This is a genomic window from bacterium (assembly GCA_024228115.1).
In the GTDB taxonomy this organism is placed as follows: domain Bacteria; phylum Myxococcota_A; class UBA9160; order UBA9160; family UBA6930.
The window spans coordinates 1-16,299 of sequence record JAAETT010000424.1 but is presented as its reverse complement, the minus strand read 5'-3'; the positions used below and the strand labels follow the sequence as shown (position 1 = coordinate 16,299).

Below are 16,299 nucleotides of genomic sequence, written 5' to 3'. Positions count from 1 at the left end.
TCACTCCGCCCGAAGCGTCTCAGCCGGGTCGATACGAGACGCTCGCCAGGCCGGCACGAGGCCGGCGAGCACTCCCACGGTGCCCATCACGACGAGAGATGCCACGACCGCGCTCCATGAGTAGATGGGAACGGGCACCAGATCCGGTACGTCGATGCTGGCCATCGCCAGAGTGAGGAGACTTCCAAGAGCCACGCCCAGGAGGCCCCCGATGGCGACGACTGCGAAGGTCTCGAGGAAGAACTCGACCAGGATCGCGCGACGTGTGGCGCCAACCGCCAGACACACGCCGATCTCTGGGCGCCGTTCGCGAACGGAATCGAGCATCATGCTCATGATCCCGATGCCGGAGATCATCAGGGTGGCCCCGGCCACCAGGATCATCAATCCGCGTTGGCGGTTGGCCGGCATCCGATTCAGCAACTCGACCGCGCTCCAGATCGAGATGGCCTCCGTGTCGGTAGGTGAAACACGCAATTGCTCGGCCAGGATCGCGCGAATCTCATGTCGCGTGGGATCGAGGAGCTTCCGACCGCGCAGCTGGAAGATCAAGGTGTTGAGGATCGGCTCATTCAGGACGGGATTGGCGAAGTGCACCAGATGGGTCGTGAGGGGAATCCAGATCTGGTCGTCGATGGGTGCGCCATCGCGGCTCAACTGGGTTCCGACGCGCTCGAGCACTCCGATGATTCGAAACGGCGTCCCCCCGAGACGAACCCAATTTCCGATACGCCCCTCGGCCCCAAGTAGATCCCGACGCATATCGTGGCCGAGGATCGCGACGCGGCGTCGATGCTCCAGATCGCTCGGTCGGATCGGCCGCCCCCCGGCCAACACGGCACCACGAATGACCATGCCCTCGGGCTCGACACCCCGGACTTCGGCATTCCGACCCCTCTGGCGAAATGCTGCAGCCGTGTAGCGGCGGGCTTCTCCGGCAATGAGCTCTGGCAACCGTGCGCGACGCCGCACCACTTCGAGATCGTCCGTCGTGAACCAGAGGATACGGCGATCGACGGCCGGGCTGAAATCTTCCGAGACACGCCCCGCCCACACGTGGCCCATATCCTTTCCGGCCCGGGAGAAGCCGTCCTCCAACATCTTGGAGACCCCCTCCCCCCAGCCGACCAGAAAGATCACCGAGGCGGTCCCCCACACGACGCCAAACAACGTGAGCGCCGATCGGAGCTTGTGAGCAACGAGCAAGCGCCAGGCCTGGCGCAGTGTCTCCAGGGACCCGTTCACGAAGCCTGCCGTTCGTCCCCGACCAGGAGACCATCCCGAATCAACACTCGTCGTGGTGCACGGCCCCCGATGCTGGGATCATGGGTAACGATCACCACCGTCGCCCCACCTGCGTGTACGCTCTCGAGCATGGCCAGGATCTCCTGGCCGCGATCCGTATCGAGGTTCCCCGTTGGCTCGTCTGCCAATACGAGAGAGGGTTCGTTCACCAGGGCGCGCGCAATCGCCGCCCGTTGGCGCTCTCCGCCGCTGATCTCGCCAGGCCTGTGGCTGGCTCGATGATCGAGTCCGACGCGCTCGAGGACGCGCAACGCCCGTTTCCGACGCTCGGCCCGTGGCACGCGCTGGTAGAAGAGCGGCAACTCGACGTTCTCGGCCAGGTCGAGCCGAGGCAGCAGATGGAAACTCTGGAAGATGAATCCGATCTCCCGACCCCGCAGGCGAGCCAGACCGTCGGGATCCATTCCGTCGACGTCGCAATCGAAGAGCCGATAGGAGCCAGACGTCGGCTGCGAGAGACATCCCAGGATCTCCATCAGCGTCGTCTTGCCGGAGCCAGAAGGGCCCATGACGGCAACCATCTCGCTGCGCCGGATGCAGAGGTCGACCCCTCGCAACGCCTGGACTTCCTCGGCCTGACCCGTCCGGTAGGACTTGTGCACGTCGACCAGTTCCAGCGCCGTACCTTCCGTCGGAAGCCCTACGGACGGGTTGGCGTTCATTGGAGCCGGACCTCTTCCCCTTCCTCGACCCCGCCCAGGATCTGGACCCGATCGCGATCGACGATGCCGATCGTGACGCTCCGACGGTCGAAGCCCTCCCCGTTCTGGACCTCGACGTAGATGTCGGCACCTTCGTAGCGCAGCGCCGTTTCTGGAACCCAGAGGGCAGCCTCGATCGTGTCAGCAACGATCTCACCATCCCCCGACATACGAGGGCGAAGCATCTTCGCGTCCAAATCGGTGATCGAAACCTCGACTTCGAAGTAGGTCACGTTCTGGATTCGCTCCCCCATCGGCGCGATCTCGCTCACGCGACCCTCGAAGATCCGATCTCCGAATGCTTCGGTCCGTATCCGGGCGACCTGGCCCACCACGACGCGCGCAACTTCGTTCTCGTCCACCAGGCCCTCGAGATGCAACGCTTCCGTGCCGGCGAGTGTCACGAGCAGGGTTCCGCCAGTGACGGCCGTGACCGGGGAGACCGCGCTGCCCTCCTCCTCGTGAACTTCGAGAACGCGCCCCGCCATCGGGGCCACTACGCTCGCATAGCCAAGCTGGGTGGAGAGCGTATCGAGCCTTGCCTGGGCCCGGGCGCGACTCGCCTGGGCCGTCTCGAAGCGAGATCGTGCATCGTCGAGCTTCTCGGCCGATGCCGCCCCGGTCTGCTCCAACTTCTCCGCCCGGTGCAAACCGATTTCTGCGTATCGGGTTTCTACGTTCGTTGCCTGCAAGGCGGCGCTGGCCTCTCTCACCTGGGCTCTCAGCAACTCCTTCTCGATCTCCACCAATACCTGGCCAGCTTCGACGAGTTCCCCTGCCTTGACGGGAATCCCCTCGATGATACCGGCAATCCGCGGCCGGACCTCGACCTCGACGGCGGGCTCTACGGTTCCCGTCGCGACGACCACCCTCTCGATCGAGCCCCGCGCCACCTTGGCGAGAGGCGCATCGGGTGCCTCCGGCGTTCCGCAGCCGAGCCAGACCATCGCCGTGACGCAAGCCAGGCTGCAGATAGGGGCATTCCAGAGAGCGTTGCGAGGCCGAACGATCAAGTGCGGCTCCTCGAGCAGGCGCGAGTTTCGATCCTACACGAACGATCCTCGGATGCACAACGCCGCCGCCCTACTGCACTGACGGGATATGGCGCCAGGTGGTGGTTTTCAGCCGCGACGACCGAGCCCAGCCGCGGTGTAGACCGCGTCGATCACACTCATGTTGAGCACCGCATCGCGAGCATGGGTCGGTACCGGGAGGCGATCTCGCACCAGGCGGACGAACGCTTCGAGCTGATGGGTGTAACTCGTGCGCCCCGGTTCGGTCTCACGGGTCACACCCGCCTCGTTGCGGATCGTCAGACGATGGAACCAATGGGGTGCAACAGGGTTGGTCACGTGCATCTCGCCCTGGGTGCCGATCACCCGTGCCCGCAACCGCGGCGGCGTGAACGCCAACAGAGAGGCCGTGAACGCAGCCGTGCGATCACCCGGAAAGAGCAGCTCCGCGTGCATGTAGCGATCGACGCCTGCACCCATGAGCTTCGCGTGGGCGGAGACTACCTCGGGCTCGGAATCGGCCAGGAACCGAAGGATGGAGATGCAATAGCAACCCATGTCCATGGTCGATCCACCGCTCAGCGCCAGGTTGAAGCGGATGTCGCGAGGCCTGGGAATCGGCAGGCACATGTCCATCTCGAAGTGGTGGGCCCGCCCCAGACGTCCGCTCAAGATCACCTGGCGCATCCGCTCCGCGAGCGGGTGGTAGCGCCAGTGAAAGGCCTCCATCAACGGTCGGCCCGTCTTTTCGGCGGCGTCGACCATGCGCTGCGCCTCATCGGCATTCGACGCCATGGGCTTCTCGCACAGGACCGCCTTGCCGGCTTCGAGCGCGCGGATCGTCCATTCGGCGTGCAGACTATTGGGGAGCGGGTTGTAGACGGCGTCCACGTCGGGATCGTCGATCAGCGAGTCGTAGCTCTCGTGCACCCTCGGCAGGCCGTGCTTGTTCGCGAAGGCGCGGGCACGCCCTGGCTCGCGAGCTGCCACGGCGAAAGCGAGAGCCTCGGGCACATCCCGGGCCGGCCTGATCAGCGCGGACGGGGCAATCGCCGCAGCACCCAGAATTCCGATGCGGAGGGGATCCGCCATGCCCCCATCCTACGCCCCGTACGCGCGTTCCACCATCCAGAAGATCCCCAAGCCACAGACGGCCGCTGTGCCGACCTCGACCACGACACGGTGGAAGTGTCCCTCGCGAATGTGGGTGACGGCCCGAAGGATGGGCCAGATCGCGGCAATGATGGCCAGCTGGCCGAGTTCCACCCCCAGGTTGAAGCCCAGCAGCGCCGGAAGCAGTCGACCCTGGGGGAGAGAGATGTCCATCAGCACGCCGGCGAAGCCGAATCCGTGGACCAGGCCGAAACAGAAGGCGATGGCGGCTCGAAGGCCCATGGGCGCATCGAGCCGCTCGAGCAGGGCGAAGTAACAGGCACTGAACAAGGCCAGGCCAAGAAGGGTCTGGAGCGGAATGGCGCCTACGCCGAAGGCCGCAGCCGCGGCCATCGCGAGCAACACGCCCACCACTGCAGTAGGAAGCGCCCTGCCCCTGCCGGAGAGAAGCCATCCGTTCTCGGCCGCGATCAAGGCGATCGACAATCCGATCAGCGCTTCCACGGCGCCCACTTCCGGCTGCACCCGACCAAGGGCCGCCAGGGCCAGGGTGATACTGTGGGCGATCGTGAAGCCGGTCACGATCGTGATGACTTCCCTGGCCCGCCTGGCGAGAAGCAGCAGCCCCAGCAGGAAAACCAGGTGGTCGTAGCCGCTGATGATGTGTTCCACACCAACGCGCACGTATTCGAGAATTCCGCTTCCGGTGGACTCGGTCACATCCTCTGGATCCCCGACGGGGAGGAGCCAGCTGCGCTGGGCCTTCGTCAGAACCCTCTCGACGACAGACCCGTCGGATCTCTTGAAACGGGCGAAGTGCAGATGATTGGGCGCCACCTCGCGCAGCAGATTGGTGGTCAGGGTCGGCGCACCCGGCCCCGGACACAGCAACTCCCATTCGAGCAGAGCCCTCTCCGGCGGTGAAGCCAGGGCCCGAGGCCCCGCGGCCAACGTGCATGCTTCGCCTTCCACCTCCACGTGAAGCGCATCGGGCAGGTAGCGGGCGAGCGGGCCCGGGATATGGGGAGGAGAAACGATGCCCCATGGCAGGCGCGTGAGTTCGAGTTGGGGGATTCGGAAACGCACCCGGACATCATCGCCGTCAATCTCCCAGGTGGAGTAGGACGTGCTGCGGGTATGAGCGCCGGCCGGGCCTGCGGCAGCCGCGATGAGCGCGGCCCAGATCGCGAGCATCAACGCGGGTCTCAAGGCGCCGTTTCCCCCAGTACGACATCGGCCCGCGCTCGGAGATCGTCGAGGTAGGTGCGCAGGGCACGATCCCCGGAGCGGCGCACCCACTCCTTGCGCACCAACTCGGAGATCTCTTCGTAGCTCGGGACGCGTTCCTCTTCACGATCCAACAGCAGGAAGACGTGGTAGCCAGTGCCGGACCGAACCGGTTGACTGATCTCGCCCTTCGACATGTCCATGACCGTGCGCAGTGCCGTAGGCCCTACGTACTCGCGAAGCTTCGCCGGCGGAAGAAGGGCATCAGGAACCGGTGAGACCTCCACATCCCCATGTGTCTTGCGAACCTCGGTGAGCGATTCGCCACCGACCCAGGCGGCGCGTGCCGCCTCCGCCCGCGCCTGACCTGCCTGATCGTCCTCACCCCGCCGTACGCGGATGAAGACCTGACGAACCCGCAAGCGGCCCGGTTGGGTGAAGAACCCCGCTTCCTCGGCATAGAATGCCCTCAGCTCATCCTCTTCGGTCGGTTGATCCTCCGCATCGACGACGACCATTCGAACCATGGCCGATGTGATGTTGGCTCGTACACGCCGATCACTCTCCACCAGGCCGAGTTCCATACCGCGCTGAACCAGAAGCTCTTCGTCGATCATCCGATCCAGAACGCGCTTGCGCATCTCGTCCGAGACGGCCTGACGCGTATCGCTCTCGAGGCCCGAAACGAGGCTCTGGAAGTCCTCGCTCGAAATGAGCGTCCCGTTCACGCGAGCGATCGCGGCCCCCGGGAGGGCGCCAACCGTCGGATCCGTCGACAGCAAACCCCAGGCAGCCACGGCGACACCGAGAACGGCCCCGAGGCCGAGCAGGACGACGGGCCGACGTTCCGAGAAGGGCTGTGTGCTCATGGGGCGGTGACCGTAGCCGAGCCCGCCCCAGCGTGTGGGCCGAAACGGGGGCTCCCCACGAAGCTTCCGGACGAAGATCGGGATACAATGCGGGGTCATGCCTCCTCCGTCCACCTTCGCAATGGTCCTCACCGCGCCCCGTCAGCTCGAAGCGCGCGACCTTCCGATCCCCGACCTGACGGACGACACCGCGCTGCTACGCCTCGAGGCCTGTGGAATCTGTGGCAGCGACTACGAGCAGTTCGAGGGAGCACTGCGGACACCCACTCCGGTCATCCCCGGGCACGAGCCCCTGGGCGTGATCGAGGCAATCGGTGATCGGGCTGCGGAGCAGTGGCGCGTCGATGTCGGCGATCGGGTTGCGGTCGAGAACATGATCTCATGCGGGCATTGCACGCGCTGCCTGGCCGGCCTCCGCCATCTATGCGAGCGACGGAAGATCTACTCCTACATTCCGCTGGCCGAACAACACGGCCTATGGGGGGCCTACGCCCATCACATGGTGCTGGCCCCGGGCTCGGTGGTGCACAAGATCGACGCCGCGTTGCCCCCAGAACTCGCGGTGCTCTTCAACCCGCTGGGTGCCGGCTTCCGCTGGGCGGTCGAGATTCCGCAGACGAAGCCCGGCGACGACGTGCTCGTGATGGGGCCCGGGCAGAGAGGCCTGGCCAGCGTGCTGGCGGCACGCCAGGCGGGTGCGAACAAGATCATCGTCACAGGCCTGAGTGCCGACGCCAAGAAGCTCGAGCTTGCCCGTGCGTTCGGAGCGGACGCGACGATCGACGTGGAACATGAAGACGTGCGTGAGCGCGTGCGGGAGCTGACCGACGGCCGTGGGGTCGACGTCGTGGTGGAAGTGACTTCCTACGCCACCACGCCGGTGACCGAGGCTCTCGACCTGGTACGCATGGGTGGCACCGTCGTGCTGGCCGGCGTCAAGGGATTCAAGGCGATTCCCGATTTCATCTCGGACAAGATCGTGATCAAGGAGATCCGCGTTCACGGCGCGATCGGCGTCACGTCTTCGGCCTATCGAAGTGGCATCCGCATGATCGAGGGCGGGCAGCATTCGCTCGAGAGAATGCACACCCACGAGTTCTCGCTGGAAGATGCGGAGCTGGCGATTCGTACGCTGGCTCGGGAAATACCCGGCGAGGATGCCATCCACTGCTCTCTCCACCCTCAGCCCTAGCCGCCGAACCTCGCTGATTTTCGCGTCATGAACCCCCGCCTGCTCGCCATTCCCGCCTTCGGATTGTTCGTCTTCGCCTTCTGGTGGAGCGGTGCGATCGGCGCCCTCGCCGATGCAGAACGCATGCATGCATTGTTGGCCGATTCGGGAGCACTCGGCCCTCTCCTCTACGTAGCGGCCTTTTCGCTGATCGAGCCTCTGGGCGTCCCAGGCATTCTCTTCATCGGCCCCGCGACGACCGTCTGGTCCTACTGGACGGTGGTGGGCCTCTCTCTGGCGGGGGCGGTGGGCGCGGGCATCGTTTCCTACATCGCCGCGCGTTGGTTCCTGCGTGATTGGGTGCAGGAGCACCTCCCGCCGCGCGTGCGCCGCTTCACGCGCCATGCGGAAGAGCGGCCCTTGCGGACCGTCGTACTCGTGCGGCTCGTCTTCTTCCTGGCGGCTCCCGCGCATTGGGCCCTCGGCATCTCGAACATCCGCTTCGTTCCCTTCGTTCTGGGCAGCGCGATCGGCTTCGCGCCACCCATGATGGTGCTGGTCTTCGGAACGGAAGCGGTGGTCGTCTACCTGCGGGAGAACGGGTTCGACTGGCGAGCTGGCGCAATGGCGGCCGTGGTCGCGGCGGTCCTGCTCCTGGGATACCTCTGGCGACGAGGCAACGGAAACGTGGAAGTTCCTTGATTCTTCGAGATGCTCGCCCGCAAGTCGAGAAGCCAGGGAACGTCCTCCCTCTTCCGCTGCTACGCTAACGGGATGCATTGGGCTTCCGTGGTCTCCCAGTTCCCGGATGCAGATCGTGCGGCCGGCGAGGCCTGTGATCTGTTGACGGAAAAGATGCGCGGTGCAACGCCCTCGCTGATCGTCGCTTTTGCTTCTGCGCATCACGCCGACTCGATACTCGGCATTGCCGAGCAGGTACGACGAGGCTTCCCGGATGCACTCCTCTTTGGTTGCTCTGCGCATAGCGTGATCGGTGCGGGGCGGGAAATCGAAGAAGGCCCGGGTATCGCGCTCACCGGCGCTCATCTGCCCGGGGTGGAACTTCACCCTTTTCACGTTCCGGCGGGGCGCCTCCCGGAGCTCCCGGTTCCGGGCGAAACGGACTTCCTGCTCCTCGGCGATCCTTTCAGCTCAGAACTCGATGGGCTCCTGGCCCAGCTCGATGAACGATTTCCTGGCCGAACGAAAGTCGGCGGGCTCGCAAGCGGCGCGCAACAGCCCGGCGACAGCCGGCTCTTCCTGGGCGACGAGACGATGCGCGCAGGCCTCACCGGTGTGGCGATCCACGGCAACATCGCTGTCGATACGATCGTCGCCCAGGGCTGCAGGCCGGTCGGCCACCCACTCTTCGTCACCCGGGCCGAGGGCAACGTCATCCACGAAGTGGATGGTGTGCCTCCGATCGAAGTACTGAACGAGCTCTTCGAACGAGCCGAGGATGCCCGGGAACGTGCGCTCTTCCAGTCGTCGATGTTCCTCGGCCTGGCCATGCGCCCTGCGGAAGACCAATATGGCCAGGGCGACTATCTGATCCGCAACCTGCTCGGTGCCGATGATGAAACCGGCGCGCTGCATGTCGCGGCGCAGATCGAACCGCGGCAGGTCGTACAATTCCACCTGCGCGACGCCCACACGGCAGACAACGATCTCGATGGCCACCTCGAGCGCTACCAGCAGTTGGGCTCCAAGCCTGGTGGCGCCCTGCTCTTCGCGTGTCTGGGTCGGGGCCAGGGGCTCTACGGGGTGCCCGATCACGATTCCGATGCGCTCCGGGAATCACTCGGCGAACTTCCGATCGGCGGCTTCTTCTGCAACGGAGAAATCGGCCCGGTCGGCAGCCGAACATTCTTGCACGGATACACCAGCGCGTTTGCCCTGTTCCGCTCGATGGCCAACTGAACTCGCCAAGCCGGCACGACGCTGGCGTGTGGTAGCGTGCCGGCCTGGAGGGCACGAAGTATGGGTGAGATCCTGGAGCTCGCAGAGCGGGCATGGCGAGGAGAACTCGAGGGCACGCAAGTCGCACCGGGCCGTGCCCTGGTCGGCTTCGAGGAGCTGGCGCCAGGCCTTGGCTTCATGTCGGCATTCTCGAATGTGGCCGCTCTCGCCACCGACGAGGGCCTGGTCTTCCTCGATACCAGCAGCTTGTTCCATGCGAGGCAGCTGCACGAGGGGATCCGCGCCTGGACCGACGCAAGGGTGCATACTGCCGTCTACACCCATGGGCATGTCGATCATGTATTTGGCCTGGGCCCGTTCGAGGACGAGGCACAGCAGAAGGGACAGCCGCGCACCCGGGTGCTCGCCCACGATGCGTGCCCCGCGCGCTTCGAACGCTACGTGCTGACCAACGGCTACAACGCCGTCATCAATCAGCGTCAATTCGGATTCCCTGAAGCGGTCTTCCCGAAGGAATATCGGCAACCCGATGAGACCATTGGTGGCGACCACACGATCGTCGTCGGGGATACATCGTTCGAGCTTCGCCACGACAAGGGCGAAACCGATGATCATTTGTGGATCTGGATTCCCTCCGAGCGCACGATCTACACCGGCGACCTGTTCATCTGGGCCTCACCCAATTGCGGGAATCCCCAGAAGGCCCAGCGCTTTCCTCGCGAATGGGCGCTCGCCTTGCGAAAGATGCAAGCCCTCGGAGCAGAAATACTCCTACCGGGCCACGGCCCGCCGATTCTCGGAAAGGAACGGGTGCACCAGGCATTGGACGAGAGCGCCAGCCTGCTCGAAACCCTCGTCGCGCAGACCCTCGCCCTGATGAACGAAGGCGCACGCCTCGATGACGTGCTGCACTCGGTCGTCATCCCCGATGCCTTGCTCGAACGGCCGTATCTGCGACCGACCTACGACGATCCTCGCTTCATCGTGCGCAACTTGTGGCGCCTCTACGGCGGTTGGTACGACGGAAACCCCGCCCACCTGAACCCGGCCCGAGAAACGGACCTGGCCAAGGAAATTGCCGATCTCGTCGGCGGAACGGAGGCATTGACCATGCGCGCCGAATCCCTCGCCGGAGAAGACCGCCTCGACCTCGCCTGCCACCTCGCTGAATGGGCCGTCCAGGCCTCCCCCGAGGACAAGAACGCCCAAGCAGTCCGCGCGACCATCTTCAAAGCCCGCGCCAAAGCCGAAACCAGCCTCATGGCCAAAGGCATCTACCGCGCCGCCGCTCGGGACTAGCGCAACAGGGGACACCCTTCCCTCAACACCGAAGCAACGGGTCGTTGCGCTAATCGTCAATTTGGTTGACAATCAGGAGATGAACCCTGGACCTCTCGCCTGGTCGATCACGGATCGCGTGGGATACGCGCATGCCCTGCTCGGTGAGATCGTCGAGGAGCGTGTTGCACCGCTCGGGCTGAGCCGGGCCCAGGCCGTTGCATTGGCGGTATTGGCAGAGTTCCCGGGCGGGCTCAGCCAGGCAGCCTGGGCGCGGCTCCAGGGTGTGAGTCGGCAGCACGCGCATACCCTGGCCAAGCGCCTCGAAAGCGAGGGCTGGATCGAAGGCATGCGGGTCGGTCGGGAGCGCCACCTGCATCTCTCGGGGAGGGGTCGTCGACGAATGGCCTCGTTCCGCCCAGGAATGGAGGCGCGACTCGCGAGAGCACTCGACAGCATGACCGCGGCAGAGCGGCGAGAACTACACCGGTTGTTGGGACGCCTGGTCGAAACCCTCGAGCCGGACGAACAGGGCTGATGTCGCTCTACCTGGTGCTCAAGACGCTCCACCTCGTAGCGGCCTGCATCTACCTGGGCGTCTCGGTATCCAATGGTTATGCCAAGACCCGGGCAGACGGCCGTCACGACCCACGTGCCGCCGCGCTGGCGCTCGACCTGGTCGTTGGCCAGAACCGCGTCTTCCTGCTGCCTGCGAGCGCAATCCTGCTCGCGACAGGGCTGGGGATGGCCTACGTCACAGGCCTTTCCTGGATGCGCGGCTGGCTGCTGGGCGCGCTACTGCTGTTTGTCGCGCTATCCGGTTTGTTGGGCCTGGCGATTCGAATGGAAGGCCAACTCCTGGCGCTCGCCGAGGACGCCGAACGGGAAGAGTCAGCACTACCCGAGGCCTACTGGCGGCTGAGCCGGCGCTGGTCCGCCCTTGGAGGAATCGCCACGCTGGGCATTCTGCTCATGCTGGCAACCATGGTCGGACGGATGAACCTGATCGGCAGGTGAAGAATGACACTCCGAAAGCTACGCGACGCGAGCCCGCCCCAGGGTTGGTCCCGCAGATTCTACCGGGCCCCGATCGTTCTCTATCGGATGGGCCTCGGCGGACTGCTCGGCAGACGCTTCCTACTGCTGCACCACGTCGGAAGACGTAGTGGCCTCGCCCGCCAGGCCGTGCTCGAGGTCGTGCGCCACGACCCGGCCACCCACACCTGCATCATCGCATCGGGCTTCGGCGAAAGAGCCGATTGGTTTCGCAACCTGATGGCGCAGCCCGAGACCCGGATCGAGCTCGGCTGGAAGAAGATCGACATCCAGGCGGAGCGACTTCCTCGGGACGAGGCGGAACGTGAGATGCTGGACTACGGCCAGCGCAACCCACGGGCCGCCAAGATGGTCGCGAAGTTGATCGGCTACGAGCACGACGGAACCGATGAAGACCTGCGTAGCCTCGCGGGAGTCCTTCCCTTGATCCGCCTTCAACCGCGGGGCGCCGGTTCCCGCCAGCCCCCGGTCACGGGGTGACGACGATCTTGCCGAACACCTCCCGGTCTTCGATCAGCCGCTCGGCCTCGCGAACCTCTTCGAGGGGCATGACCTTGTCGATCACGGGCACCAGGGATCCATCCTCCGCGTCGCCCAACAAGGTCGTGATATCGCTGCGACGCCAGCCGTTGGATCCCATCAGATTCTGTTCGAAGGTCCAGACGTAGCGGACGTCCACCTTCTCATCGAAACCCGCGGTAGCCCCGCACGTCAGCATGCGCCCGCCGACCTTCAAGCAACGGATGGAATCGACCCACGTGCCGCCGCCGGTGCTGTTGATCACCAGATCCACCCCGCCGGTGCCGTAGACGCGAGGTTTGTCGACGATGCTCCAGACCTCCTTGCGCATGTCTTGATCGACGTAGTTGATGCCGTGATCGGCACCCAGCTCCTCCAGCCTATCGAGCTTGTCCTGGCTGCCTGCACAGGCAATCACCTTGGCACCCGCCTTCTTCGCCAGGAGCACACAGGCAGTACCCACACCTCCAGATGCGCCCAGCACGAGCGCTGTCTCCCCGGCCTGGATCTGTCCCCTGGTGACCATCATCCGATGGGCCGTGGCGTAGGCCAGGGGAATGGATGCGGCGACCTCGAAGGATACGGAAGGCGGTATCGGAACGAGTTGTGAAGCATGCGCCACGCAGTACTCCGCTCGGCCCCCATCGAAACCTTCACCGATCATTCCGCCCGCCGTCTCGAGAATCGGGAAGGGGTCGACCAGCACGCGATCCCCCTCCGACCACCCCTGCACCCCGTCGCCCAACGCTTCGATCTCACCTGCGATGTCGGAGCCGATGATCAGCGGCAGATCCAGCTTGATGCCCTCCATCCCACGGCGGCTGAAGATGTCGTGGTAGTTGAGCGAACACGCTCTGACGCGCAGGCGCACCCAACCCTCCGGGACGGTGGGCTTCGGGTAGGCCTCCTCCAGGATGATCTTCTCCAGCGGACCGTGTTCGTAGACGACTGCAGCTCGCATGGTCATTCCGATTCCTCCACCCGGCGATCGGGCGATCAGGCCGGCCCTTCAACGCCCTTCATCCGCAGGAGCTCACCGGGGACTGTCCACTTCACTCCTCTTGGCAGCCATATATCTGGAAAATATATCTTGCCATTATATCTTCTAGACGATAAATTCCGATCATGGCTGGACCGAACCGCACCCATTTCGCGATCCTCGGCTTCCTCACGCTCGGGCCCATGTCCGGCTACGACATCAAGAAGCTGGTCGAGGAGAGCACCGAGAACTTCTGGAGCGAGAGCTTCGGCCAGCTCTACCCGGCCCTGCGGAAGCTCAGCGAGGATGGCCTGATCGAGAAGCAGGCCACTGCCAGTGAGGGTGGGCGGCCGCGCCATATCTATTCGATCAACGACCAGGGGCGCGCGGCACTGGCCACCTGGCAACAGGAGCCGACCGCACCGCCGCCTGTCAGGATCGAACTGCTCCTCAAGCTCTTCTTCGGTGCGAACTGCGACCGGGCGACGAACCGAAGACAGGTTCTCGCCTACCGCGAGCAGATGGTGCGCGACCTGGAGCGTTACCGGGAAATCACGGAGCGCCTCCACCGCGACCGCTCGGGGAATGCGGAACTGCCCTACTGGCTGCTGACGCTCCGGTTCGGCGAGCGCGACCGCGCCGCGCATATCGCGTGGTGCGATGAGACATTGGCTGTCCTGGATGAGCTCCCCGATGGCGGGAGCCAGGCCGGCGAAGAAGGAGACCCCTCATGGCAGCAATCGACACGAACTGGGACGTAATCGTCGTCGGATCCGGCCTCGGCGGACTGACCGCCGCAACGCGAATGGCCAAGGCCGGGCTGCGCGTGCTCGTGCTGGAGCAGCATGTGTTCTCAGGAGGCTACGCTCACCACTTCCTCCGCAAGGTACGGGGCACGAAGATCGTCTACGACTTCGATGTCGCGTTGCACCAGACCGGGAATCTCGCTCCAGGGCGCGATATCCACCGCATGCTCACCGATCTCGGAGTGCTCGAACGCATCGGGCTCAACCGCTTCGAGACTGCCTACCGCACCTGCGGGCCCGCCCACGACCATCAGATCCCGGCGGATGCCGATGCCTACGAGGCCCTGCTCTGCGAATCCTATCCGGAACACGCCGGCGGCCTCCGCGATCTGTTCGCGACGCTGCGCAAGATCGACGCCAGGGGCGCCGACGGGCTCTCGGAGGCGGCGATGGCCTCGATGGGACTGACCCTCCAGGAAATGATCGAGGCGCACTTCCAGGACGAGCGCTTGATGTCGATTTTTTCCACGCTCTGGGGCTACGTCGGCCTGGTCCCGTCCCAGCTCTCGGCTTTCAGCTACGCGATGATGTGGTGCAGCTTCCATTTCGGTGGCTGCTTCTACGTCAAGGGAGGCGGCCAGGCGCTCTCCGATGCGTTCGTCTCCATCATCGAGGAGAACCGCGGGAAGGTCCTCCTCAACACCGAGGTCACTGGCATCGTCACGGAGGGCGGGCGCATCGTCGGCGTGGACACGAAGAAGCGCGGTAGCTTCCGCGCCCCCGCCGTCGTCAGCAATGCGGCGGCTCCCCTGACCTTCGAGCATCTCCTCGATCGCCCGGAGCTCGCCGAAGCAGACCGGAAGATCGGCGAAGCGCTACCGCTCGCGTGCTCGATCCATCAAGCCTACGTGGGGATTCGCGGGGACGCCGCGAAGCTCGGTCTCAGCGACCGCGGCGCGTTCTACAGCAATTCCTACGACCTGGACGCCGAATGGGATGCGCTCGAACGCGGCGACTACCGTTCCCAGGGCTGGATGATGGGCAATCACGACCTCGCCGACCCGGGCCACGCACCGGAGGGTCGGTCCATCGTCCACGCAACCGTGATGGCCGACGGCCGCCTCTGGGCCGATCTCGACGAAGCCGAGTACCGGGAGCGCAAGGGCGATCTCGAGGAATACCTCATCGATCGACTCGCCGAAGCCATTCCCGATGTGCGCGAGCGCATCGAGATCTGCGAAACGGGAACTCCGCACACGATGAGTCGCTACTCGCTGAACCCGCTCGGCTCGATCTACGGCTATTCGTTCAGCCCCACCAGCCACAGCATCCACCGCCCCCAACCGAGAACGAGCGTTCCGGGCCTGTATCTGGCCGGTGCCTGGACCTTCCCCGGCGCGGGCTTCACCGGCACCATGATCTCGGGCCATCACACGGCGGGGCTCGTCTTCGAAGACATCGAGGGGAGAGCGGCAGGAAGCAAGGATCGGTGATGGAGGCGTTCTTCGTCCACGTGGGCAGCTTCGTCGCCGTGATCGTCTACTTCGTGACACTCGGCCAGGCCTCGGATCCGGAGGCCGGTGTCGGCGTGGCCCTTCCCTTGGCGCTGGCTGTCATGACCGGCTACATGCTGCTCGCCCGACGCGTCCGCCTGCTCAAGCAATTCGACTTCGGTCTATGGATGATGTTCGCCCTGGGTACCGCGTCCGTGCTGGGAGGATCCGAAAGCGCGCGGAGCCTGTTCGCAAACTACTCACCCGCGATCCTCTTCTGCACCCTGGCGGCTGTAGCCCTGGTTCCGGTGATGCTCGGTCGCGAACCGTTCACGGTCTTCTTTGCCCGCCGGGGAACACCGGCCTGGCAACAGAAGACACGCGACTTCGTCATCATCAATCGCATCATCGCCTGCTGGTTCGGCTTGCTCTTCCTGACGGCAGCGGCCCTCGTCGCGTGGGCCCCCCACGATTTCCGCTTCTCGATCCTCTACCCGAACCTGCTGATATTCGTCGTCGGACTTCCGACCCAGCTGTGGTTCCCGCCCCTCTACCTCAGGATTTTCGGGCCCCATCCGCCCGAAAGCGTCGAGACCGCGATCCTCGGAATGCCGCTCACCTTCGACGCGAAGGCCGCGAGCGATGCGCGAGCAACGATCCAGTTCCATGTGAGCGGTGAAGAAACCGGCGACTACTGGCTACGCGTGGGGGATGGCACCTGCGAGAGCTCGGAAGGCGAGGCCCCCGCCTCGGACCTCGTGATCCACACCCCTAGTCCCTTGTATCGACCAAAGGCGGAAGTGTTGTCATGCTAAGCACTGCGTCCCCCGCAGCCAATCGGTTCTCGCCGTGTCGCGGGCCGATTCATGGGGCCCGTATGTCGAAGAAGCGGTATCGGATTGACTTGAC

17 protein-coding genes are annotated in these 16,299 nt (G+C 64.8%); 10 read left to right on the top strand and 7 right to left on the bottom strand.

Going from position 1 to position 16,299, the window contains the following annotated elements:
• From GY937_18170 to GY937_18145, 6 genes are all read right to left on the bottom strand, one after another.
• A complete protein-coding gene (locus GY937_18170; GenBank protein MCP5058631.1) occupies positions 1-1,245 on the bottom strand; it encodes an ABC transporter permease in 1,245 nt (414 codons plus the stop codon).
• Entirely contained in the window at positions 1,242-1,967 is a 726-nt protein-coding gene (locus GY937_18165; GenBank protein ID MCP5058630.1) for an ABC transporter ATP-binding protein, read from the bottom strand. The genes GY937_18170 and GY937_18165 overlap by 4 nt, the downstream gene beginning before the upstream one ends.
• Positions 1,964-3,019, bottom strand: coding sequence for an efflux RND transporter periplasmic adaptor subunit (locus GY937_18160; protein ID MCP5058629.1), 1,056 nt, complete (start codon positions 3,017-3,019; stop codon positions 1,964-1,966). The genes GY937_18165 and GY937_18160 overlap by 4 nt, the downstream gene beginning before the upstream one ends.
• A 108-nt stretch (positions 3,020-3,127) precedes the next feature.
• Positions 3,128-4,111, bottom strand: a complete 984-nt coding sequence (locus tag GY937_18155) for a Gfo/Idh/MocA family oxidoreductase (protein MCP5058628.1) — start codon at positions 4,109-4,111, stop codon at positions 3,128-3,130.
• 9 nt (positions 4,112-4,120) lie between these two features.
• Positions 4,121-5,341 (bottom strand): HupE/UreJ family protein, encoded by a 1,221-nt coding sequence (locus tag GY937_18150; GenBank protein ID MCP5058627.1) that lies wholly within the window; start codon positions 5,339-5,341, stop codon positions 4,121-4,123.
• Positions 5,338-6,327 (bottom strand): hypothetical protein, encoded by a 990-nt coding sequence (locus GY937_18145; protein ID MCP5058626.1) that lies wholly within the window; start codon positions 6,325-6,327, stop codon positions 5,338-5,340. The genes GY937_18150 and GY937_18145 overlap by 4 nt, the downstream gene beginning before the upstream one ends.
• Here GY937_18145 and GY937_18140 point away from each other — a divergent pair.
• From GY937_18140 to GY937_18110, 7 genes are all read left to right on the top strand, one after another.
• Positions 6,326-7,420 (top strand): alcohol dehydrogenase catalytic domain-containing protein, encoded by a 1,095-nt coding sequence (locus tag GY937_18140; protein ID MCP5058625.1) that lies wholly within the window; start codon positions 6,326-6,328, stop codon positions 7,418-7,420. The two genes, GY937_18145 and GY937_18140, sit on opposite strands and share 2 nt — an antisense overlap.
• Before the next feature lie 27 nt (positions 7,421-7,447).
• A complete protein-coding gene (locus GY937_18135) occupies positions 7,448-8,101 on the top strand; it encodes a TVP38/TMEM64 family protein (protein ID MCP5058624.1) in 654 nt (217 codons plus the stop codon).
• A 72-nt stretch (positions 8,102-8,173) separates the two neighbouring features.
• A complete protein-coding gene (locus GY937_18130) occupies positions 8,174-9,319 on the top strand; it encodes a hypothetical protein (protein ID MCP5058623.1) in 1,146 nt (381 codons plus the stop codon).
• A 60-nt stretch (positions 9,320-9,379) separates the two neighbouring features.
• On the top strand, positions 9,380-10,618 hold the full coding sequence (locus GY937_18125) for an MBL fold metallo-hydrolase (GenBank protein ID MCP5058622.1): 1,239 nt from the start codon (positions 9,380-9,382) through the stop codon (positions 10,616-10,618).
• A gap of 79 nt (positions 10,619-10,697) precedes the next feature.
• Positions 10,698-11,135, top strand: coding sequence for a MarR family transcriptional regulator (locus GY937_18120; GenBank protein ID MCP5058621.1), 438 nt, complete (start codon positions 10,698-10,700; stop codon positions 11,133-11,135).
• Positions 11,135-11,614 carry a DUF2269 family protein gene (locus tag GY937_18115; protein ID MCP5058620.1) on the top strand — a complete coding sequence of 160 codons (480 nt, stop codon included), beginning with the start codon at positions 11,135-11,137 and terminating at the stop codon, positions 11,612-11,614. The genes GY937_18120 and GY937_18115 overlap by 1 nt, the downstream gene beginning before the upstream one ends.
• Before the next feature lie 3 nt (positions 11,615-11,617).
• Positions 11,618-12,133, top strand: a complete 516-nt coding sequence (locus GY937_18110) for a nitroreductase family deazaflavin-dependent oxidoreductase (GenBank protein MCP5058619.1) — start codon at positions 11,618-11,620, stop codon at positions 12,131-12,133.
• On the opposite strand, the gene GY937_18105 is transcribed toward GY937_18110, so the two are convergent.
• Entirely contained in the window at positions 12,123-13,133 is a 1,011-nt protein-coding gene (locus tag GY937_18105; protein MCP5058618.1) for an SDR family NAD(P)-dependent oxidoreductase, read from the bottom strand. The two genes, GY937_18110 and GY937_18105, sit on opposite strands and share 11 nt — an antisense overlap.
• A 164-nt stretch (positions 13,134-13,297) precedes the next feature.
• Here GY937_18105 and GY937_18100 point away from each other — a divergent pair, with 164 nt between their 5' ends.
• From GY937_18100 to GY937_18090, 3 genes are read left to right on the top strand one after another with little or no spacing between them, the layout of a single operon-like run.
• Positions 13,298-13,912, top strand: coding sequence for a PadR family transcriptional regulator (locus GY937_18100; protein ID MCP5058617.1), 615 nt, complete (start codon positions 13,298-13,300; stop codon positions 13,910-13,912).
• The gene (locus tag GY937_18095) at positions 13,882-15,390 is read left to right on the top strand and encodes an NAD(P)/FAD-dependent oxidoreductase (protein ID MCP5058616.1); all 1,509 of its coding nucleotides are present in this window, start codon (positions 13,882-13,884) and stop codon (positions 15,388-15,390) included. The genes GY937_18100 and GY937_18095 overlap by 31 nt, the downstream gene beginning before the upstream one ends.
• Positions 15,387-16,205 carry a hypothetical protein gene (locus GY937_18090; GenBank protein ID MCP5058615.1) on the top strand — a complete coding sequence of 273 codons (819 nt, stop codon included), beginning with the start codon at positions 15,387-15,389 and terminating at the stop codon, positions 16,203-16,205. Before GY937_18095 ends, GY937_18090 begins: the two co-directional genes overlap by 4 nt.
• The last annotated feature ends 94 nt before the right edge of the window (positions 16,206-16,299 follow it).

What these genes read in the sequence shown, in the direction of transcription:
- GY937_18165 (MCP5058630.1), bottom strand. Translation starts at nt 1,967, where the DNA reads ATGAACGCCAACCCGTCCGTAGGGCTTCCGACGGAAGGTACGGCGCTG.
- GY937_18155 (MCP5058628.1), bottom strand. Translation starts at nt 4,111, where the DNA reads ATGGCGGATCCCCTCCGCATCGGAATTCTGGGTGCTGCGGCGATTGCC.
- GY937_18140 (MCP5058625.1), top strand. Translation starts at nt 6,326, where the DNA reads ATGCCTCCTCCGTCCACCTTCGCAATGGTCCTCACCGCGCCCCGTCAG.
- GY937_18145 (MCP5058626.1), bottom strand. Translation starts at nt 6,327, where the DNA reads ATGACCCCGCATTGTATCCCGATCTTCGTCCGGAAGCTTCGTGGGGAG.
- GY937_18135 (MCP5058624.1), top strand. Translation starts at nt 7,448, where the DNA reads ATGAACCCCCGCCTGCTCGCCATTCCCGCCTTCGGATTGTTCGTCTTC.
- GY937_18130 (MCP5058623.1), top strand. Translation starts at nt 8,174, where the DNA reads ATGCATTGGGCTTCCGTGGTCTCCCAGTTCCCGGATGCAGATCGTGCG.
- GY937_18125 (MCP5058622.1), top strand. Translation starts at nt 9,380, where the DNA reads ATGGGTGAGATCCTGGAGCTCGCAGAGCGGGCATGGCGAGGAGAACTC.
- GY937_18120 (MCP5058621.1), top strand. Translation starts at nt 10,698, where the DNA reads ATGAACCCTGGACCTCTCGCCTGGTCGATCACGGATCGCGTGGGATAC.
- GY937_18115 (MCP5058620.1), top strand. Translation starts at nt 11,135, where the DNA reads ATGTCGCTCTACCTGGTGCTCAAGACGCTCCACCTCGTAGCGGCCTGC.
- GY937_18110 (MCP5058619.1), top strand. Translation starts at nt 11,618, where the DNA reads ATGACACTCCGAAAGCTACGCGACGCGAGCCCGCCCCAGGGTTGGTCC.
- GY937_18105 (MCP5058618.1), bottom strand. Translation starts at nt 13,133, where the DNA reads ATGCGAGCTGCAGTCGTCTACGAACACGGTCCGCTGGAGAAGATCATC.
- GY937_18100 (MCP5058617.1), top strand. Translation starts at nt 13,298, where the DNA reads ATGGCTGGACCGAACCGCACCCATTTCGCGATCCTCGGCTTCCTCACG.
- GY937_18095 (MCP5058616.1), top strand. Translation starts at nt 13,882, where the DNA reads ATGGCAGCAATCGACACGAACTGGGACGTAATCGTCGTCGGATCCGGC.